The following is a 20629-nucleotide window of genomic DNA, read 5'->3' on the forward strand; positions in this document are numbered from 1 at the left end:
GATGATTAACTTAAATCCACCGACTCGCCTTGCCGAACTGTTCACCCCGCCTCCCGGCACCGCCACACTGGAGCCCTCGGACGACGGCGAGACCCTGGTCCTCAGTCGCTCCAGTGCCAACAGCGAGGCCGAGGCATTACTGCTGGCCAAGAAGAAACGCATCCGCCAGTTGAAAAAACAGATCGAGCTACTGCAACACAAACTGCTACGGGCCAAGGTACGCCTGGAGACAGTCAAGGGGGCCACCTCCAGCTCCGAGACCGGTCACGCCATGGCCCGGTCATCCGCGCAGGCCCAGGTCATGGCCTACAGCACCGCCCTGTCGATGGCCCAGTCCGCGCTGTTCCAAGCCCAGAGCGGCACCCTGACCTGACGACGCCGATCGAACTTGCGAGCCCGCACTGCCTCAGAGACTCAGAGGCAGCGCCGGTGCTGCCACGCCAAGCAAGGGGATCATCATGGAAGCGCCAACCCACACCCTCGAAGGCCTGTTCGATCAATTGGGCCTGGACTCCAGCCCCGCGGCCATCGACGCCTTCATCAGCCAATATTCGCCCCTGGCCGAAGACTGCAAACTGGTGGACGCCGAATTCAGGACCGCACCACAAGCGGCCTTCCTCAAGCAGCAACTGCGCGAAGACGCCGACTGGACCCCGGTAGTAGACGAACTCAACCTGCGCCTGCATCAAGCGGGCTAAGCCGAGTGCTTGAGGTGTCGCTGGCCAGGCTGGCAGACCGCCAGTTGCTGCTGCCAGGCCTGGCGGCACTCTTCGGCCTCGGCGCGACTGGCAAAGGCCGTGCCGCGCTGTTCGCCATTGACCAGCACCACCCAGCAGGCCTTGCGCCCCAAGGCTCGCAGTGAGCTCGGTACGCCACTGCCTATCATCACCGCCACATCGACTTTACCGTGCATGGAGAACCCTCCAGGAAATTAGTTAGCTGCCTAACGATGTTGGGCATACTAATAACTTCCTGGTCCTCGCAACAGCCTGATTCTGCACAGCTGCGTTACATCACGCGTAACAATCGCCGTTCTCAGCCCTTGCGCTGCGGCGCTGCCTGCTCGGGTTTGTAGCCCAGGCGCAGGCCGCCCCAATGCCGCCCCTGAACCATGATTGGCACCGATAAGTCATGCATCAGCTCGCCGGTATCGCGGGTGTAGGTCTGCAGCAACAGCGGTTGCTGGTGGCTGCCACAACGGATGCCGGTGCGATCGGCAAACTTGCGCTTGCTGCGGTTATGCAGGTTGTCCACCTGCGGGTCACCGGTCAGTGGCTGGGAGAACACCTGGTTGTGGGTCGGCACATAACCTTCCTGGGTACAGGCGATGGCGAACACCAGGCCATTGTGGCGCGGCAGCAGGGATTCCTGGATCGGCGGCAGCACCTGATCGGTATAGCGGTCGAAACGGGTCTGGTACTTGGCTGGATCGGTGTTGGCGATCAGCTGGTAGTGACGGTCGAACAGGTCATCCTGGCTGATCCGGTTCTCTGCCAGGTCGGTCTCGAACTGCTCGGTGATGCGTTTCGCACCTTCACGCGCCAGGTCATAGATGCGCTGGTGGTAGTCATCCAGGCCAACTGCGGCCAGGCGCTCACTGATGGTTTCCGCCTGCCCCTCCATCTGTACCGCGGCCTGGGCCAGGCTGCGGGTCTGCTGGTCACTGACCGCCAGATCGCTGCGCATCTGTTCCACCGCATGGAACAGACTGTCCAACTGCTCGCGATTGGTCTCGGCGCCCCGGGCGATCTCGCCGACCTGCCCTTCCACGCCTGCCGCCAAGTGAGCGATGGTGTCCAGGTGCTGGCCGGTGTGCTCCACCTGCTCGACCCCCAGGTTCAGGTCGTCGGACAGCTGGCGGATCTGCTCCACCACATCACTGGTGCGTTGCTGGATATCGGCCACCATCACCCCGACTTCATCGGTGGCGGTGGCGGTACGCCCGGCCAGCCCGCGCACCTCGTCGGCAACCACGGCAAAACCGCGGCCATGCTCCCCGGCCCGGGCCGCCTCGATGGCGGCGTTCAAGGCCAGCAGATTGGTCTGGCTGGCGATCGACTGGATCACCAGGGTCACCCGCTGGATCTCCTCACTGCGTTGACTCAGGGCCTCGATCAGCTCGCGGCTGCCATTGGCGCGCTGGCTCAAGGAGTGCATGCGGCTGATGGACTCGCCCAGCACCGTGCGCCCTTCCGCGCTGCGGGCGTGGGCCTCACTGGCGGCGCTCAGGGCCTGGCGACTGAGTTGCGAGGTGGCCTGTTCGGTCTTGATCATCACTTCGGCGCTGCCGACGATGCGTGCCGCAGCGTCCAGCTGGGATTGCAGCTTGCCCGCCAGTTGAGTCACCGAGTAGGCCACTCCGGCGGCGGACAGCGCGTTATGGGTGGTGCTGTAGGACAGGTCGCGGGTCAGCGTGGACAGTTCATTTTCAGCGGTTGCCGTCGACGCCTCGGGCGCCTTGCGCGTCCGCAGCCTGGGTAGCCAGACCACCAGCACCGCCAGCGGCAGGCACAGGTATAGCGGCCACTCGCCCAGGGCCTGGCCACCCAGCAACCCCATCAAGGCCGCGCTCTGCAAGCTCGGCGCCCACCAGCTGGCAGTCCCGGGTGTTGCCAGCGGTTGCGCGACAGGCACCGCTAGAGATCCTTCTCTTGACATGTTGCTCACCCCACATCGTTCTATTTGTTTTCCGGCATTAGACGCCACTAGAAAGCCATTATCCATGGTCCCTTAGTAGGACAGCGCAGCGGCAGGCTCCAAACCATAAACGGCCAGAGGCATGCGTCGGCCATTATTCAGGGTCTGTGGGGGCGGGGGTTGCAGGAGATCAATAAAGCAGCGGCAGGCGCAGGGCTTTTTGCACTCGGCGATGAGGGCTGGGGTGGAACCTGGGAGGTTCGCTGTGGGCGCGTTCCTTGCGCCCGCACTGGCGGAGCTTCAAGCGAATGGACAATGCCAGGATTGAGCAGGTCGATCCCCGGAGCACATGGTCATGGGCCCGGCGCCTCTCTTGCCGCTTGAAGCTTGCAACTTGCAGCGGCTATCAAGCCTGTCGCTGATGCTTGTCGATCTGCTCGTGGCGTTCTTGGGCTTCGATGCAGTACTTGGTGGTCGGGCTGATCAGCAGGCGCTTGAGGCCAATCGCCTCGCCGCTGTCATCGCACCAGCCGAAGCTGTCGTCACTGATCCGGCCCAGGGCCTGCTCCAGTTGCGGCAGCATGCGCTGGTCACGATCAATGGCGTTGACCAACCAAGTGCGCTCTTCTTCAACGGAGGCGGCATCAGCCGGGTCAGCCGGGGTGTCCAGGCTTTCAATGGCGATCCGGTTCTGTTCGATGCGCTCGTGGGTTTCCACCTTCATGGCTTGCAACAGATCGCTGAAAAAAGCGTGCTGCTCGGCATTCATGTAGTCATCCGCCGGCATGGCCAGCAACTTTTCCTTGGTCATTGATTTCTCTATAAAAAATACGTGCATTAAGGCGAATTCAAACTGTTTCCGGTTGACCCGTCAGGTCATCAGAAAGGCGCCATACCTTCTAAGCGCCACCCGGCACTCAATTTACGAGGGGCGGCAGTCTAAGGCCGGTTTGAGGGCGCAGCAACTGAAATGACAGCGAATCTGTCCGACAAACCGAGCAAAGCCCGCAATTGCGGGCTTTGGTGGCGATTATCGGAGTGCGTTTATAACAAAAAATTCCATAACCGCGGGCCTGTTAGAAGACAAACGGCAGTACCAGACAGCAGATTCACGGTTTTCTTGCAGTTTTCCAACCTCTTTGCAGGCAAAAAGTGGCTGCGAAAACAACCTTGATCAACCTCGGCCGCCCGCCCCCACTCCAGCACTCAACGCTTGAGCTTGCGTTTGTTGCGGTACTGGTCGATGACCACCGCCACCACAATGATCAAGCCCTTGATAATGTCCTGGATGTAGGCATCGACGCCAACGAAGGTGAAGCCGCTGGCCATGACCCCGAGGATCAGCGCCCCAATCACCGTGCCGGTGATGCGCCCGACCCCTCCCGCCAGGCTGGTGCCGCCGATCACCGCGGCGGCAATTGCGTCCAGTTCATAGGACATGCCCATCCCCGCCTGGCCGGTCGCGGCCCGCGCCGAGGCCACCACCCCGGCCAGCCCCGCCAGCAACCCGGCGATGCTGTAGACGATCACCAGGTGACGCTTGACGTTGATCCCTGAAGTGCGCGCCGCCTGCATGTTGCCGCCGATGGCGTAGGTGTACTTGCCGTACTTGGTGTAGCGCAGGGCGATGTGGAAGATCACCGCCACCACCAGGAAGATCACCACCGGCATCGCGCCCTGGCCAATCGCGGTGTAGGCGTCCGAGAGCATGCTCACCGGCTGGCCCTGGGTGTAGTAGCGCGCCAGGCCACGGGCCGAGACCATCATCCCCAGCGTGGCAATAAAGGGCGGAATGCCGGTCAGGGCAATCACGCTACCGTTGATTGCCCCCGCCAGCAGGCCGACCCCGAGCCCGACCAGTACCGGAATCCACACCGGCAGGTCGGTCAGCGAGGGAAACACCGCGCGGCTGAAGTCCGAAGTCTGCGCCAGGCTCGCGGCAATCATTGCCGACAACGCCAGCACCGAGCCGGAGGACAGGTCAATGCCGGTGGTGATGATCACCTGGGTCACGCCGATGGCCAGCAAGCCGATGACCGACACCTGGAGGATCATCAGCACCAGGCGCTGGGAGTTGAGCAGGAAGCTCTGGTCGCGGACGATCCAGCCAAACAGCTCGAACACCAGGCCGATGCCGATCAGTACCAGGAAGATGCTCAACTCGCTCGGCAGTCGCCGGCGACGGTTGACCACTGCCGCTGCCGGTTTTTTTTCCAGTATTGCGTTCATAACCGCTCACCTTGATCAACAGCGACGCCAGCGCCGGACACGCCGGGCCAGCGCCCCTGGGTTGAATATCTAGTTCAGGCCCGAGGCCAGTTGCATGACCCGTTCCTGAGTCGCCTCAGCGCGGTCCAGGGTGCCCATCAGCTGGCCTTCGTGCATGACCATGAGCCGGTCGCTCATGCCCAGCACCTCAGGCAGCTCCGAAGAAATCATGATCACCGCCATGCCTTCGCTGGCGAGGAAGGCAATCAGCCGGTAGATCTCGGCCTTGGCCCCGACATCGATGCCCCGGGTCGGCTCGTCGAGAATCAGAATCCGCGGCTGGGTCATCAGCCAGCGCGCGAGCAAGGCTTTCTGCTGGTTGCCGCCGGACAGGGTATCGATGCACTGCTCCAGCGACGGGGTCTTGACCCGCAGCCGCTGGCACATGTCCTCGCACAGCGCACGCAGGGCCTTCTGCCGGACGAAACCGCCACCGGTGTAATGCGGCAACACCGCCACCTCCATGTTTTCCAGGACCGACAGACAGGGAAACAGGCCGCTGAGCTTGCGGTCCTCGGTGAGCAGGGCAAACCCTTGGCTGATGGCCATGTACGGCTCGCTGATGTGCAGCGGCCGACCGTCGAGGAACACCTCGCCGCCGTCGCTGGGGGTGATGCCGAACAGGGTTTGCGCCACATTGGTGCGCCCCGAGCCCATCAGCCCGGCGATGCCCAGGATCTCCCCGGCATGCAGATCGAACGACACCCCGTCGAACACCCCGTCCAGGCGCAAGTCGCGGACCTTGAGCAGCAGGTCGCCGACAGGTTTCTCGCGCTGGGGGAACAGCTGGCTCAGCTCGCGCCCCACCATCATCGAAATCAGGCTGTCGCCGTCCAGGCTGTCGGCCCGTTGCAGGCCGATATAGGCACCGTCGCGCAGCACCGCCACTTCATCGGCGATGGCGAACACTTCGTTCATCTTGTGGGTGATGTAGATGATGCCCTTACCCTGAGCCTTGAGGTCGGCAATGATCGAGAACAGGTGCGCCACCTCCTTGTCGGTGATGGCCGAGGTCGGTTCGTCCATGATCAGCACGCCGGAGTCGTAGGACACCGCCTTGGCAATCTCCACCATCTGCCGCTCGGCAATACTCAGGTTGCCCACCTGCTCCTCGGGGTCCAGGTCGATGCGCAAGCGCGCCAGCAAGGCCGCGGTGCAGCGGTGCATTTCCCGGTGATCGATCATGCGCAGGGCGTTGAGCTGCTCGCGGCCGATCCAGATGTTCTCGGCGATGCTCATGTGCGGCATCAGGTTGAGCTCCTGGTGGATCATCGCGATCCCCGCTTGCAGCGCCGCCAGCGGCGAGGCGAAGCTCACCGGCCGGCCCTTGAGCCGCAGCTCGCCGGAGTCGGGCTGATAGATGCCGGCGATGATCTTCATCAGGGTCGACTTGCCGGCGCCGTTTTCCCCCATCAGCGCCAGTACCGTGCCGGGACGCACTCGCAACTGCACCTCGGACAAGGCCACCACTCCCGGGAAGCTCTTGCTGACATTGATCACCTCCAGCAGATAAGGCTCCTGGGGCGGCACGACGGCTACCGTGCTCAGGGGTTCCAGGCTCGAAACAGACGCGCAAGCGTGCATGATCAGCTACTCCAGCCGCCCGGCGCGCATGGCCGCCCGGCCGGCTTGATGATTGAAGGACCGGCTGGCTACTTGAACTGGGCGACGTTTTCCGGGGTGATCAGCCGATAGGGAATCCACACTGCGGCCTCCACCGGTTGCTGGTTGATCATCTTCACTGCGGTCTCCACCGAGCCATCGGCCTGGCCCTTGGCGTCCTGGAACACCGATACCGCCAGCTCGCCACGCTCAACCGCGCGCAAGCCGTCCGGCGTGCCGTCGACCCCGGCGATCAGCACACTGCCCTTGGCCACGCCGGCCTGTTTCAGGGCCATGGCCGCGCCAATGGCCATCTCATCGTTGTTGGCCACCACCGCATTGAACTGGCGGCCCTGGGTCAGCCAGTCATTGACCAGGGTCATGCCCTTGTCCCGCAACCAGACGCCGGACTGTTCCTGGTCGACCTTGATGCCCGGGTACTGCGCCAGCACCTCCTTGACGCCCTTGGTGCGGTTGGTCGTGGAGTTGTTCGCCAAGTCCCCCAGCAGCATCACGATGCTGCCCTTGCCGCCCATTTTCTCGGCCAGGTACTGCATCTGCATCTTGCCCGCCTCCAGGTCATTGGACGCCACCGTGACCACGCCCCTGGGCAGGTTCAGGTCATCGGGGCGGCGGTTGACGTAGACCAGGGGAATCCCGGCCTTGACCGCCGCTTCAGTGATCTTGCGCACGGCGGCGGTGTCCACCGGGTTGACCACAATCGCGTCGACCTTCTGGCTGATGAAGCTTTCCACCTGGCTCAGTTGCTTGACCACGTCACTGCGGGCGTCCTCGAACTGTAACTGCACCCCCTCGGGCATGGACTTGGCCTTCTGGTCCATGGACTCGCGCAGGTAGGTCAGGTAGGTGTCATCGAACTGCGACATGCTCACGCCGATTCGCACCTGGGCCAGCGCCGCGCCGCTGAACACCATCAGCGCCAGGCTGAGGGAAAGCATTCGGATCTGAATGTTCATCAAAAGTCGTTCTCCACATTCTTATCGGTTTTCATGGATAAAACGCAGTCGCCGCTCAAGCCGGCGCATACAGCACTGGCGCGCCGGGCATGCAGCACAGCAACGAGCCCTGGTGTTCAACACACAGGCCGCTGAGCAGGGATAACAATCGAGAAGACCACGGGACGCGAAGCAGGTCGCGGGGTGAAGTGGCAAGTGCGCGGAACGGCAGTTGCAAAACAGAGCGAAAGGTTTTCATCAACGGCACCTGTTTGTTCTTGTTGGTTGGCTCGCCATGCTCTCAAGCGGGGCTTGAGGGCTGTGGGAGCCTTGATAGTCGGCAACCTGAAAATGACTTTATTGGAAAATAATTTCTATATCAACAACTTTTAGAATTTAATTCTATTGCTCTTCCATCCCGGCAAGATGCGGTTACTGGCAGCCCCCACCGACGCCTCCGAACACCCGCCACCCGCCATTAATCCCTGCGCATGTGGCGGCTTACCGGCGCAGAGGCCGGCAAGTTTTGTCGCGGTCTTGAGCCTGCCTGCACCGGCCAACGCAACGCCGCCCTGCCGCCCCTGCAACACGCCAGCCTCTGGGCAACAGTCAGGCGTAGAACCCTGGCCGCTCAGGCAGGCTCACCGGCACAATCGCCCCGCTCTGCTGGGCCTGGATGCAGGCATCAGCCGCTACCGCTGCAGCAAAGCCATCCCAGGCCGAGGGGCCACCGACCTGGCCGGCCCGCACACCGTCGATAAACGCCTGCAACTCAACGTCATAGGCGGCGATGAAACGGTCTTTCCAGTCCATCAGAATCGCCGTGGACAACGTGGCCTCGCTGCGCAGCTGCACCTGGGACGGCTCCGGCAAACGGGCAATGCCGCTCTCCCCCACCACTTCACACTGGATGTCGTAGCCGTACTGGCAGTTGACGAACACTTCGACGTCGATGCGCGTACCACGGGCGGTTTCCAGCAGCACAATCTGCGGATCGCGTAACCGGGCATGGGCATTGCGGGTGGTACGCGGAAACAGCACCTGCACCGACACATAGTCGTCCGCCAGCAACCAGCGCAGCACGTCCAGTTCATGAATCAAGGTGTCGGTGATCGCCATGTCGGTCTGGTAGTTCTCCCCCACCCTGGGATTGCGGTGGGCGCAGTGGAGCATCAGCGGCTCGCCGATCCGGCCGCTGTCGATCACCGCCTTGAGGGCCTGGTAGCCGGCATCGTAGGGCCGCATGAAGCCCACCTGCACCAGTCGCCGGCCATGGGCGATCTCGGCCTCGACGATGCGCCGGCACCCTTCAGCGGTGACCGCCAGGGGCTTTTCGCAGAACACCGGCTTGCCGGCGGCAATCGCCGCCAGCACGAACGCCTCGTGGCTCGGCCCCCAGGAAGTGACCAGCAGCGCCTGCACGTGCGCGGCCTTGATCAACGCATGGCCGTCCGCGTAGACCTCGGCGTCGAGCCCCAGCTCGCTGACCACCCGGGCCGCCTGCTCCAGATTGATGTCGGTAACAGCCACCACTCGACTGCCCAACAGGGTCTGGCTGCAACGCCGAATGTGATCCTGACCAATGGCACCGGTGCCGATAACGCCTAATTGCAGAGTCATGCAAGTACTCCTGTGATTGTTCGGTTCGCGAGTTTCAATACTGCCGGGCCTTGGCCAGTTGCTCGCGGATGCCCTCGGCGGCAGCGGCAACCCGGGCGCTGGTGGAGACCTCGGCCACCCCCACATGCCACCACGACAGGTAGCCGTGAAGCATGGTCTTGGGCAGCACCTTGATGTCGATCAGGGTCGAGACGGTCTGCCGGCGCGCATCCGCAAGGGCCGCGTGCAGCTGTTCAAGGGTGCACACCGTGTAGGTCTTGCAGCCATAGGCGGCGGCGCTCATTGCGTAGTCCACCGGGATCAGGCCGCCATCGAGCTGGCCGGTGTGCGGATCGCGGTAGCGAAACTCGGTGGCGAAACTGTCCAGGCCCTGGCCCAGTTGCAGGTTGTTGATGCAACCGAAGGCCATGTTGTCCAGCAACACCACGTTGATCTTGCGCCGCTCCTGGATCGAGGTGACCAGCTCCGAATGCAGCATCAGGTAGGAACCGTCCCCCACCAGGGCATAAACCTCGCGCTCGGGCTCGGCGAGCTTGACCCCAAGGGCCGCGCTGACCTCGTAGCCCATGCATGAATAGCCGTATTCCACGTGGTAGGTATTGACCCCCTTGCTGCGCCAGCTGCGCTGCAGGTCACCGGGCAGGCTGCCGGCAGCGGCGACGATCACCGCGTCATCGGCCAGGGTCTGGTTGAGCACTCCAAGCACCTGGCTCTGGGTCAGGCAGGAACCGCTCAGTTCGATGAATTCCCTCAGCACTGCCGGGTCCAGGCGGTCGCTGATCTCGGCAACAAAACCATCGCTCTGGTAGTGCAGCCCATGAACCCGGTCCACTTCCGCCTCCAGTTGCGCCTTGGCCGCCGCCACCTGCGTGCCCCAGTCGGCGCGGTAGGCATGGCTCGCCAGGAGTGTGCCCAGCGCCTGCAAACCGGCCTTGGCGTCCGCCAGCAGTTGCACGCCATCAAGTTTCAAGGCATCGCCAGGATGGATATTAAGGTTGAGAAACTGCACCTGCGGGTGCTGGAACAACCACTTCGACGAGGTGGTGAAATCGCTGTAGCGGGTACCGACGCCAATGATCAGGTCGGCATCCCGGGCCAGTAGATTGGCGGCCAGGCAGCCCGTCTCACCGATCCCGCCGACATTCAACGGATGGCTGGACAGCAGCGCACTCTTGCCCGCCTGGGTTTCGGCGATCGGGATCTGGAAGCGTTCGGCAAAGTCCTGCAGCACCTGGTTGGCCCCGGCGTACTTGACCCCGCCGCCGCAGATAATCAGCGGCTGACGCTTGCCCTGCAGCAGCGCCAGTGCGTCCGCCAGCATGGCCTCGGTGGCCGGGCGCCGGTCGATGCGGTGCACCCGCCGGGCGAAGAAATAATCCGGGTAATCGTAGGCTTGCGCCTGCACATCCTGAGGCAGCGCCAGGGTCACCGCGCCGGTTTCCGCAGGATCGGTCAACACCCGCATGGCCTGCAGCGCCGCGCTCATCAGCTGTTCCGGGCGATTGATCCGGTCCCAGTATTTGCTCACTGCCTTGAAGGCATCGTTGGTGCTGATGCTCAGGTCATGGAACTGCTCGATCTGTTGCAGCACCGGGTCTGGCTGGCGACTGGCGAACACATCCCCGGGCAACAGCAGCAAGGGAATGCGGTTGGCGGTGGCAGTGGCCGCCGCGGTAAGCATATTGGCCGCGCCGGGGCCCACCGAGGCGCTGCAGGCGTAGATCTTGCGTCGCAGGTGCTGCTTGGCAAAGCCGATGGCGGCGTGGGCCATGCCCTGCTCGTTGCGCCCCTGGTGCACCAACAGCTCGCCCGGCGCCTGCTGCAACGCCTGGCCCAGCCCCAGCACGTTGCCGTGACCGAAAATGCAAAAGACCCCGGCGACAAACTTGCTCTGCCGCCCATCCACCTCGACGTACTGGTTGTCGAGAAACTTCACCAGGGCCTGGGCCATGGTCAACCGTGTCGTGCTCATGTCAGTTCCTTCAGAGGTACATGGGTGCTACTGAACCCGCAGCACTGTGTTCTTTGTCGGCGCCCACCGCGGGTCGTGAGCTCAGGGCCTGGCGTAGGTGGCGGATGCTGGCCTCCAGGGCCTGGCGAATATCCGACCGCCCGTGGACGCTGGCGGCAAACGGCTCGAACGACAGGTAGCCGCCATAACCGCCATCGAGCAGGCCGGCGATCTGCGCCGTGGTGCCGAGAAGATCCGCGTCGCCCACCAGCACTCGGTGGCCGTCGCGCAGAGCGGACAGCGGCGTCTGCAGCGCTTCGACACCGGAGATGTGCAGCAACCCGGTGAGCTCGGGGAACAGCACCTGCTCGCCCGCCAAGTGGTGGTGGAAGGTGTCGTGCACCAGGCGCAGCACGTCCAGCCCGGCACAGGCCCTGATCGCCTCCAGCGCCACGCGCTTGTAGCGCAGCGCGCTTTGCTCAAACCCCAGCGGCTCGACCAGACCCTGCAAGCCATGCTCGCGCAGAATCGGCGCAATCTCGCTCAATGCGCGCTCCAGCCCCGCCACTCGCTGGGCCTCGGTACGCGGGTCGTCACGCTCGTTGCATGGGCACAGCACCAGGCCTGCGGCTCCACAGGCACGGGCATAGCCCGCCAGGTCGAGCAATTGCCGGCGGCGTTGCTCGTTCCACACATCAAAGGGATACAGCGCATTGATCGACAGCACCTTGACGCCGCGAACCGCGCACAGCTCGCGGACCCGCTCGGCAGACGTGCCATCTTCGATCTCCACCCCCTTGAGGTCGTTACGGAGCTCGATGGCGTCGACCTTCACGGCCAGCGCCAGGTCAATGAAGTCGCTTAGGGACAGCTGCGGTGCAACCATCCGGTTCAAGGCAAAACGCAAGGGCTGAGGCATGGTCCTGGTGCTCCCGCGGGCAACTGAGAAAGCAAGCGGCTCAGAGGTCCAGCAGCCAACTGTGCTGCGGATCGTTATGGAACTGCCAGACCCGCTTCGGCCCGGCCATCACGTTCAGGTAATAGGACTCGTAGCCGTAAGGCACGCTGACCGGGTGATAGCCCTTGGGCACCACCACCAGGTCACTGTGCTCCACCGCCATGGCCTGATCGATGCTCCGGTCATCGGTGTAGACCCGCTGGAACACAAAGCCCTGGGACGGGCTGATCTGGTGGTAGTAGGTCTCTTCGAGCAAGCTCTGGTGCGGCAGGTCATCGCTGTCGTGCTTGTGCGGCGGGTAGCTGGAGGAATGCCCCGACGGCGTGCGCACCTCCACCACCAGCAGCGAATGGGCCGGCTCGCTGTCCGGCAGAATGTCGCAGACATAGCGGGTGTTGGCGCCCTTGCCGCGCACACTGCGCGAGCACTGCTCGGGGCGGATCAGCCGCGGCCCCAGGCCCGCTTCACGGCAGCCGGGAGCGGAGCATACGGCTATCTGCACCTCGCTCAGGGCGCTGACCTGGACCTGGCTGCCCGGCGGCAGATAGACCGCAAAGGGCGACTTGTCCTCGAACACCGAGTGGCGGTCGCCGATGTTGTCCCAGTTGAAACGTCCCTGCCTCGGCGCCTCGCCGTGGATATCCACTCGCCCGCCGAGCAGTACCAGGCACAGCTCGCGGTCGCCGGCACTGAGCGGCAGGCTTTCGCCACGGCTCAGGCGGTAGGCGGCAAACCCCACGTATTGCAACACGCCCTCATCGAGCTGGACCATGGTCCGGCCCATGGCGTTGCTCTTGACCAGCAGGCTCATGCCCCCATCCTCCGTTGCTGCGCAGCATCAAGCAGAGTGCGCAGCGTGTCGTAGCCCTTCTTCGCGTAGACGTAGCTGGGCGCCACCGCCGGGTCCTGCTCGGCCTCCACCACCAACCAGCCCTGATACCCGGCATCCAGCAGTTCCTCCAGCAACCCGGCGAAATCGATAGCGCCGTCACCAGGCACGGTGAAGGTGCCGTTGATGATGCAGTCGGGAAAGCTCCACAGGTGATTGCGCGCCAGTTGCACCACAGCCTTGCGCACGTCCTTGAAGTGCACATGGCAGACCCGTCCGATGTGCCGACGCAGCACCGTCAAGGGCTCGCCGCCGCCCATGTAGCAGTGGCCCGAGTCGAACAGCAGGCCGACTTCAGGTCCGCTGCGCCGCATCAGTTGGTCGATATCGGCGGCGGATTCAACGTAGGCGCCCATGTGATGGTGATAAGCCAGGCGCACGCCTTGGGACAGGGTGAAACGGGCCAGTTCGCTGAGCTTGTCGGCATAGTCCTGCCACGCCTGTTCGGAGTGAAAACGCGGGCGCTCCACCAAGGCAATGGCCTGGCCCTGGATCGAGTCGGCGACTTCGCCATAGACCAGCACCTGAGCGCCGTTTTGCCCCAGCAGTTGCACATGGGCGCCGATGGCGTCGATCTCCTCGGCCGCCGAGCGGTGGGCCAGGCGGCCGGAGTACCAGCCCGAAACCAGCGCCAGGTCATAGGGCCGCAGCACATCGCCGACGCCCTTGGCATCCTTGGGAAACTTGCCGTTGAGTTCAAAACCTTCGTAGCCGATCGCCTTGCCTTCGGCCAGCGCCGTGCTCAAGGGGGTTTCACCGCCCAGGGCCGGCAGGTCGTCGTTGCTCCAGGAAATCGGATTGATGCCAATTCGGATGGCGGGCATGGCTGCACCTTTTATTGTTGTTCAGATCAATCTGGCGACGGCTGCTCTCAACCCTCGCCATCACCCCCGGGCACTGCGCCAGGCGTCAATCAGCTGGACCAGGGTGCCCTGCACCCGGGCAATCAGCGCCTGGTCATCGATGTCTCCCGCCAGCCAGGCGCGGCTGGGTTCCTGGAAGATCGTGCGGCCCACCGCAAAGCCCCGGCAACTGCGGCTGCGAGCGGCCTGGCGGAAGCTTTCGGCAAGGTCCGCCGGCGGTGCATTGAGGCCCAGCAGGAGCACCCCACGGCAATAGGGGTCACGTGCCTCGATCAGCTCATCCAGACACTGCCATTGCTCCGCGTCCTGGCCTTCGATCTTCCACCAGGCCGGGTAGATTCCCAGGTTGTAAAGGCGCTTGATGGCCCGGTACAGCACCTGCGGATGGGCGCCGGGCAGATCCTTGGGCGGGATGATTTCCAGCAGCAGTTCATGACCGCTGACCTGGGACGCCTGGTACAACCCCTTGAGCTGCGCTTCCTGCTCCAGGCGCAGCAACGGTTCGTCATCGGGGTGGTACTGCACCAGGCACTTGATGATCTGCTCCTGGGGCCAGGCGATCAGGTTGCTGCCAATCGAGCGCCCATGCTCGAACGCCAGGGGCCGCGAGCCCTGGACTTCCACCGGGCGCGCCACCCACCAGCCGCGACCGGTGGCGGCATTCAACGCGTCCTGGCCGAAACGCTGGTCGGCCAGCAACCCGACATCGGCCTCGATGCCCTGCTCGCGCAGGTCGGCTTCGACCTGCTGCAGCGCTTCGATGAACAGCAACTTGAGTTGACCAATGGCCTTGAGCTCGCGACCGCCCTGCTGGGCCAGCTCCAGCAGTTGCCCACGGTGGTCGAAAGCGAAGATGAACAGCGGCCGCCAGACCTTGCGCGGCACGCTGACCTGGTGCAGGCGCTGCAACGTCGCATCCTGGTCCGGCCGGGTAATCGGCAGCGGGCTGCTGAGCAGATAATCCAGTTCGGCCCGGGTCGGCATCGCCGGGGCGCAGGCATGACGCGACACCACCAGGCCGCCACAGGCATTGGCCAGTTCGCAGCAGCGCTGATCGTCCGCGCCCTCCAGCCAGCCACTGAGAAACCCCGACAGGAAAGCATCACCGGCCCCCAGTACATTGAGCACTTCGACCCGCACCCCGGGGTACAGCGCCGCGTCCTCCAGGCGCGACGGAATTGCCCCATGAATCACCGTGCAACCCTGGGGACCGAGCTTGACCACCAGGGTCGCGGCCGTCAGTTCGCGTACCCGGCGCAAGGCCGGCAGCAGCGCCTGGCAACCACCGGCAATCAGGAATTCCTCTTCCGTGCCGACGATCAAGTCGAAGCGCGGCAGGATGCTCTGCACATGCTGGCTGACCTGCTGGTCGGCGACGAAGCGGGTCTGGCCATCGGCCTTGGCCGCCAGGCCCCAGAGCACCGGCCGGTAGTCGATATCCAGCACCCGCTGCACACCATGGCGCTCGGCGTACTCCAAGGCTTGGACGCTGGCCCGATAGACCCCGGCGCTGGAGAAATGCGTACCGGTGATCAACAGCGCCTTGCTCGACGCAATAAAGGCCTCGCTGATGTCCTCGGCACACAGCGCCATGTCGGCGCAGTTCTCGCGGTAGAACAACAGGGGAAAGGTCTCGCGGTCCTTGAGACCCAGCAGCACCAGGGCAGTGAGACGCTCGGGGTCGACCTTGACCGCACTGACATCGCAGCCTTCGCGCTGCAGCGACTCCAGCAGGAAGCGCCCCATGTGATCGTCACCGACCCGGCTCAGCATTGCCGACTTCAACCCCAGCCGCGCGGTGCCGAAAGCGATGTTGGCGGACGAGCCGCCGAGGTACTTGGCGAAGCTGCTGACGTCTTCCAGGCGAGCGCCCACCTGCTGGGCATAGAGGTCGACGGCCAAGCGGCCAAGGCAGATCAGATCCAATTGACGCCCACTGGCAAAACGAGTCTGGCCCATGCTGGCTCCTGTTATTTTTATCAGCCGCTGCCCGCCGCCGTTGTTGCGCTGGCAGGCACTCTTGGTGGATGCAGACTAGAACGACTGTCGAAACCAATCAATATTTATTCTATATATTTTTACTTGGAATATTTTTTCCATTAAACTTATTTTCAAGGCCCAGCCCCGTGGCGTGCATCGTTTCAGCAGTGCCACCAGGCCTGGACCGCTGAAGATTTCCCCGACGCCGACCCTGTAGACTGGCCGCAGCCAACCTATTGTCCGGGGCGCTGCCCGCAACCGCCCCCACAGCATCCGCCAGAAGGATTCCCTATGTCCCGCACCGATCAGCCGGCCCTGTCCGAGAGTACGCCAGAGAGCGACCTCGTCAGCCCCCCAGCCAATGCCGAGCGCCTGCTGCAGCTGATCACCGAGGAGTACGAAAGCCTGCCCCGCCAGCTCAAGCGCATTGCCAGCTACATGAGCCAGCAGAGCGAGCGGATCATGGTCGACCGGATCAGCGACATCGCCCAGGAATGCGAAGTGCATCCCTCGGCCATCGTGCGTTTCTCCCAGCGTTTCGGCTTCAGCGGCTTCAGTGAAATGCAGGCGCTGTTTCGCCAGGCCTACACCCACAAGGCCACGCCGGTGCAGAACTACCAACAGCGCGTGCGCAGCATGATCGCCAACAAATCGCAGAAAGCCAGCGGCGGCGACCTGGCCCGGGAATGCATCAACGCCACCCTCTCGGGCATCGAGCGCCTGGGGCTGGAACTGGACGACACGGCCTTCGACCAGGCCGTGGACCTGGTGGTCAACGCCGACAACATCTATGTGGTGGGGGTACGTCGCTCCTTCGCCGTGGCCGACTACCTGGTGTACAACCTGCAGCACACCAACAAGCGCATCCACCTGGTGTCGGGGCTGGGGGGCAGCTATCGAGAGCAGATGCGCAGCATCCGTCCCAACGATCTGGTGATCGCCATCAGCTTCACCCCCTACGCCAAAGAGACCCAGCACTGCCTGCGCATTGCCCAGCATAACCAGGCCAAGACCCTGATCATCACTGACAGCACCCTCTCGCCCCTGGCCAAGCGCGCCAACAGCGTGCTGCTGGTCAACGAAGGCAGCTCCTTCGCTTTCCGTTCACTGAGCGCCACCCTGTGCCTGTGCCAGGCGCTGTTCATCGCCGTGGCCTATCGCCTGGAATTGAAGGTGGACGAGATTCACGAACAGGCCGGCTTCGACGACTAGCCCGACGCCGCCCCATGACTGTGGGCCTGCAGTGCGCCCGGTACACCACTGCGCTGCAGGCCGCCCTGCTCGACCCAGTCCAGGGTCTGCCGGTAAGCCCGCTGCAGCAACTGGTCGGTTTGATTGAAATCGAACACCGAAACGCCCAGCGGGCACAGCGGGTCGACCACATGGATCGCCACCCGCGGTGCGTAGAGTTCGATGTCGCGCACCAGCTGGCGCATGCTCAACAGGTTCAAGGTGTGCAGCGCCAGGGCCAGCATCCCGGCCGGCGGCGCCAGGCAAGCGCAGCCGAAACCGGTAGGCAGGACAATCACCCGCGTCGCCCCCAGCCCTACTGCCGCGGCGATCGGCGTGTTGCTCGCGACCCCGCCGTCCACCAGCAACTTGTCGCCGATGCGCACCCAGGGAAACACCAGGGGAATCGCCGCACTGGCCAGCAGCGCCTGCTCGGTGCTGCCGCTGGACAGCACTTCCTGGGCGCCGGTGAGCAGGTTGGTGGTGACGATGTGCAGTGGCAGTTCGCAGTCTTCGATGCGCGCCACCGGCAAGGCCCGCCGCACCAGCCGGGCCAGGGCCGTGGACGGCAGCAGGCAACCACGGTGACGCAAGAACGCCACCAGGCTGTCGAGCAGGGAAAAGGGAAACACATCGGCCTTGCGCAAGCCGCGCCAGAAGTCCGCCAGCTCGGCGACGCCCCGGGCATTGGGCCGAGCGGCGAAGTAAGCACCGTTGATCGCCCCCACCGAGGCGCCCACCACCAGATCGAATTCGATCCCCAGTTCCACCAGGGCTTGCAGCATGCCGACCTGGACGGCTCCGAGACTGCCGCCCCCGGAAAGCACCAACGCGGTTTGGTCCTGACTCATGATCGAGCTCCCGCGCCAAGGCTGGCGCCGTAGAAGCTGAGCATAGCGGGTAGGCTTATTCGTAGATCTTGCCGCAGTACAAAAACACCGCAAAACGCTGCCAGGGCGAGGCCTCGGCCAGCCCCTGGGTGGCGCCGACAGCCGTCGCCTCGGCCCAGGCGTGGGCGCTGTCGAGATAGTCCTCGATGGAATCGTTGTGCCAACTGCCGGATTGCCCGGCCAGGGTCTTGCGCTGTTCCTGACGGCGGTCGGCGATCAGCGCCTGGACAAACTCCAGGAAGCTGCGTTCATCCACCACCTGCTGCAATCGCTGATCAAGGTCCACGGGCACTCCAGGTTCAAGTCGACGGCTGCAATGCCAGGCCTTTGCGCAGCAGCTCCTTGCGCAGGATCGGCCGTGTCAGGCAACGCAAGCCGTCCAGGCCCGGGCACTCTAGCAGTCGGTCGAGCTTGCGTGCACTGTCGGGGTTGCTGCCGGTGAGCAAGTAGCTGCGGCCCTCGCTGAGGCAGATCAGGTTCAGCAACCAGTCGTCACCGCGCTGCCCCAGCACTCTTTCGATCAAGGGCCGCTGGTGCTGCAACAACCCGGCGCCATTCCACAGGGTCAGTTGGGCAAAGTACCGGGGCAGATTGCTCGAGGCTTCAAGCACCTTCAGGTCCTTGAGCAACGCCTGCTCCAAGCCCCCTTCGATCTGCTGCTGGCATTCGCGGAAGTAATGTTCGGGCCACTGCCAGTCCAGGCCCGCACGCTGGGCCAGCGCGGCATAGGCTTGCAGGTCCGCCGGGGTGCAACTGTCGCCGGTGAAATTCAGGGTGTTGTCGAGAATCCCGGCCGCCAGCAGTTGCGCGCTGTCGCGGCTGATCCGTGGCAGCAGCCCGGAATCGCGCCAGCGCTCGTAGACCTGGGTGCAGGCGGCGCCAATCGGCCGGATATCCGCGTGACTGCCCAGGCGCTCATCCCAGAACGCTTCGAAGCCCGGGTGATGATCGATGACTTCCACCACCCGCGACAGGTCCACCAGGGGATCCAGGTGCAGGTGATTGGAAACATCCACCAGGACGAACTGCTCGCTGCCGTCAGGGACGTGGCAATCCAGGCCCTTGAGGTCGCGCCTGAAACTTTCGGGAATGCTCTCGTTGAGCGCAGCGCTGCTCAGGGCCCGGGCCGGACGGCCGCTGAGGCTGAGGCTGAGCCACTCGGCGTAGGCGATGCAACCGGCGTAGGCGTCAATATCCAGATAGGCCGCGCCGGAGGTAACAATGATCATGACGTCCCTGTAGTACACAAAGGCCTAAAGGCCGGGGCATCGAGCATGCCGCAAAGACATGACCGTGACATGACAATCAACCCTCATCCCGGCCTTGCGCCTCGGCCACCAGCAAGGCCGCCAGTCGCGAACCGCTGAAGCGGATCTGCGCCAGGCTCAGGGCCGCATAACCAATGATCACCGCCGGGGGCCGGCGCACCTGCTGACAACTCTCGGCCACCCCCTGCAGGAACAATCCGGCTTGCGCGGCGGCTTGGCAAAACCGCGCCTCATCGCTGCCCGGCGGCAACTCCAGGAGCAGATGCAATCCGGCCTGCTGGCCGCTGACGGTGTAACAGCCCGGCGCTTCGCGCTGCAAAATCGCCAGCAACTGGTCACGGCGCTCCTGATAGGCCTGGCGGGCCGCACGCAGGTAACGCAGGAAGGCACCGCTGGCAATGTAGTCGGCCAGGGCCACCTGCTCGATCACCCCCACCGAACGCCCGGTGCTCTGCAAGGTGGCCAGCAGCCGTGGGCGCAGGGCCTCGGGCACCAGCATGAAGCCCACCCGCAAACCGGCGAACAGGGTCTTGTTGAAGCTGCCGCAGTAGATCACCCGGTCCTCCCGGTCCAGGGACTTGAGGGCCGCCAGCGGCGCGCCCTGGTAGTTGAATTCACTGTCGTAGTCGTCCTCCACCACCCAGGCCTCGCTACGTCGCGCCCAGTCCAACAGGGCCAGGCGCCGGGACACCGGCATGGTCATGCCCAGGGGGGCCTGATGGGCCGGGGTCACGTAGACCATGCGCGCATCGCGGTGACGCTGCAGGCACTGCACATCGATGCCCTCCTCCTGCACCGGGATCGGCACCAGACGCGCCCCGGCCAAGGCAAACAGCCCCTTGGCCGATTGATAGCCGGGGTCTTCGATGCACACCTTGTCGCCAGGTTGCAGCAGGCTGCGGGCCAGCAGGTCGAGACCGTGGCGAATGCCCGTGGTGACCATTACCTGGCGCGGATCACAGGCAATGCCGCGGTGCTGCCCCAGGTACTCGGCGATCTGCTGGCGCAGGGCTGGCAGGCCACCGGGGTCCGGGTCGCAAAGCAATTGCGCCGGGGCATTCGCCAGGGCCCGGGTCAGCGCGCGGGCCCAGCGCTGCAGGGGAAACAGTGCCGGGTCGGCGAGCCGAGCAACAAATGGCTGGCCGGCGCGCACGGCAAACGGCTGGGACTGAAGACTGTCGACACGCTCGGGCCGCACCAACGCCCGTGCCGGGGGACTCAGATAGAGGTCCGGCACCACCGCGCAAACCTGGGTCCCGGAGCCGCAAAGCCGGCTGACGTAACCTTCGCTGCGCAAGCGATCGAAGACCACTTCCAGGGTCCCCCGGGACATCGACCAGCGCTGGGCCAGGGTCCGCGTCGACGGCAGGCGGCAACCGGCCGGCAAGCGTTTCTCGAGGATCGCCTGGCGCAGGGCGCTGTAGGCGCTGTCCTGCTTGCTCAGGCCCTCAGCGGTGGTTTGCGGGAGCGGCAGATCCAGCGGCACGGGGTGTTTTCCACGGCTCATAGTGGTCCAG

The 20629-nt window shown here is 64.2% G+C and carries 20 protein-coding genes; 3 read left to right on the top strand and 17 right to left on the bottom strand.

All coding sequences use genetic code 11. The features are described from left to right. Window position 1: 1 nt before the first annotated feature. Entirely contained in the window at window positions 2-373 is a 372-nt protein-coding gene (locus tag GV818_RS10285; RefSeq protein ID WP_161758209.1) for a hypothetical protein, read from the top strand. 85 nt (window positions 374-458) lie between these two features. Then, window positions 459-698: a DUF2789 domain-containing protein gene (locus tag GV818_RS10290; protein ID WP_161758208.1), complete on the top strand. Its 240-nt coding sequence runs from the start codon at window positions 459-461 to the stop codon at window positions 696-698. Here the strand turns inward: GV818_RS10290 and GV818_RS10295 are convergent. The 13 genes from GV818_RS10295 to GV818_RS10355 form a co-directional block, all read right to left on the bottom strand. Further along, window positions 695-913, bottom strand: coding sequence for a hypothetical protein (locus tag GV818_RS10295; protein ID WP_161758207.1), 219 nt, complete (start codon window positions 911-913; stop codon window positions 695-697). The genes GV818_RS10290 and GV818_RS10295 overlap by 4 nt on opposite strands. A 122-nt stretch (window positions 914-1035) precedes the next feature. Beyond that, a complete protein-coding gene (locus tag GV818_RS10300; RefSeq protein ID WP_434738394.1) occupies window positions 1036-2724 on the bottom strand; it encodes a methyl-accepting chemotaxis protein in 1689 nt (562 codons plus the stop codon). Between the two features lie 319 nt (window positions 2725-3043). Next, a complete protein-coding gene (locus GV818_RS10305; RefSeq protein ID WP_161758205.1) occupies window positions 3044-3448 on the bottom strand; it encodes a TraR/DksA family transcriptional regulator in 405 nt (134 codons plus the stop codon). 395 nt (window positions 3449-3843) lie between these two features. Then, window positions 3844-4866 carry an ABC transporter permease gene (locus tag GV818_RS10310; protein WP_161758204.1) on the bottom strand — a complete coding sequence of 341 codons (1023 nt, stop codon included), beginning with the start codon at window positions 4864-4866 and terminating at the stop codon, window positions 3844-3846. Between the two features lie 69 nt (window positions 4867-4935). Beyond that, a complete protein-coding gene (locus tag GV818_RS10315) occupies window positions 4936-6489 on the bottom strand; it encodes a sugar ABC transporter ATP-binding protein (RefSeq protein WP_161758203.1) in 1554 nt (517 codons plus the stop codon). 68 nt (window positions 6490-6557) lie between these two features. Then, window positions 6558-7484 (bottom strand): sugar ABC transporter substrate-binding protein, encoded by a 927-nt coding sequence (locus GV818_RS10320; protein WP_161758202.1) that lies wholly within the window; start codon window positions 7482-7484, stop codon window positions 6558-6560. Between the two features lie 55 nt (window positions 7485-7539). After that, the gene (locus tag GV818_RS10325; protein ID WP_178124843.1) at window positions 7540-7722 is read right to left on the bottom strand and encodes a hypothetical protein; all 183 of its coding nucleotides are present in this window, start codon (window positions 7720-7722) and stop codon (window positions 7540-7542) included. 350 nt (window positions 7723-8072) lie between these two features. Beyond that, window positions 8073-9083: a Gfo/Idh/MocA family protein gene (locus tag GV818_RS10330; protein ID WP_161758200.1), complete on the bottom strand. Its 1011-nt coding sequence runs from the start codon at window positions 9081-9083 to the stop codon at window positions 8073-8075. Between the two features lie 34 nt (window positions 9084-9117). Then, window positions 9118-11055, bottom strand: coding sequence for a 3D-(3,5/4)-trihydroxycyclohexane-1,2-dione acylhydrolase (decyclizing) (gene iolD, locus GV818_RS10335; protein WP_161758199.1), 1938 nt, complete (start codon window positions 11053-11055; stop codon window positions 9118-9120). A gap of 10 nt (window positions 11056-11065) precedes the next feature. Continuing rightward, a complete protein-coding gene (locus GV818_RS10340; protein WP_161758198.1) occupies window positions 11066-11953 on the bottom strand; it encodes a TIM barrel protein in 888 nt (295 codons plus the stop codon). Between the two features lie 40 nt (window positions 11954-11993). Continuing rightward, window positions 11994-12803 (bottom strand): 5-deoxy-glucuronate isomerase, encoded by an 810-nt coding sequence (iolB, locus tag GV818_RS10345; RefSeq protein WP_161776486.1) that lies wholly within the window; start codon window positions 12801-12803, stop codon window positions 11994-11996. Then, the gene (gene iolE / locus GV818_RS10350) at window positions 12800-13705 is read right to left on the bottom strand and encodes a myo-inosose-2 dehydratase (protein ID WP_161758196.1); all 906 of its coding nucleotides are present in this window, start codon (window positions 13703-13705) and stop codon (window positions 12800-12802) included. The genes iolB and iolE overlap by 4 nt, the downstream gene beginning before the upstream one ends. A 60-nt stretch (window positions 13706-13765) precedes the next feature. Further along, window positions 13766-15703, bottom strand: coding sequence for a bifunctional 5-dehydro-2-deoxygluconokinase/5-dehydro-2-deoxyphosphogluconate aldolase (locus tag GV818_RS10355; RefSeq protein WP_161758195.1), 1938 nt, complete (start codon window positions 15701-15703; stop codon window positions 13766-13768). Window positions 15704-16015: 312 nt separating this feature from the next. Between GV818_RS10355 and GV818_RS10360 the strand changes: the two genes are divergently transcribed. Beyond that, complete coding sequence (locus GV818_RS10360; protein ID WP_161758194.1) at window positions 16016-16936, top strand: MurR/RpiR family transcriptional regulator; 921 nt, start codon at window positions 16016-16018, stop codon at window positions 16934-16936. Here GV818_RS10360 and GV818_RS10365 read toward each other — a convergent pair. From GV818_RS10365 to GV818_RS10380, 4 genes are all read right to left on the bottom strand, one after another. Further along, window positions 16933-17805 (bottom strand): patatin-like phospholipase family protein, encoded by an 873-nt coding sequence (locus GV818_RS10365; RefSeq protein ID WP_161758193.1) that lies wholly within the window; start codon window positions 17803-17805, stop codon window positions 16933-16935. The genes GV818_RS10360 and GV818_RS10365 overlap by 4 nt on opposite strands. A 55-nt stretch (window positions 17806-17860) precedes the next feature. After that, entirely contained in the window at window positions 17861-18130 is a 270-nt protein-coding gene (locus tag GV818_RS10370) for a DUF7660 family protein (RefSeq protein ID WP_161758192.1), read from the bottom strand. Window positions 18131-18143: 13 nt separating this feature from the next. Next, window positions 18144-19073 carry a DHH family phosphoesterase gene (locus GV818_RS10375; protein WP_161758191.1) on the bottom strand — a complete coding sequence of 310 codons (930 nt, stop codon included), beginning with the start codon at window positions 19071-19073 and terminating at the stop codon, window positions 18144-18146. A gap of 76 nt (window positions 19074-19149) precedes the next feature. After that, window positions 19150-20619, bottom strand: coding sequence for a PLP-dependent aminotransferase family protein (locus GV818_RS10380; protein ID WP_161758190.1), 1470 nt, complete (start codon window positions 20617-20619; stop codon window positions 19150-19152). Window positions 20620-20629 lie beyond the last annotated feature (10 nt).

The organism is Pseudomonas sp. Fl4BN1, from assembly GCF_009908285.1.
In the GTDB taxonomy this organism is placed as follows: Bacteria; Pseudomonadota; Gammaproteobacteria; order Pseudomonadales; family Pseudomonadaceae; genus Aquipseudomonas.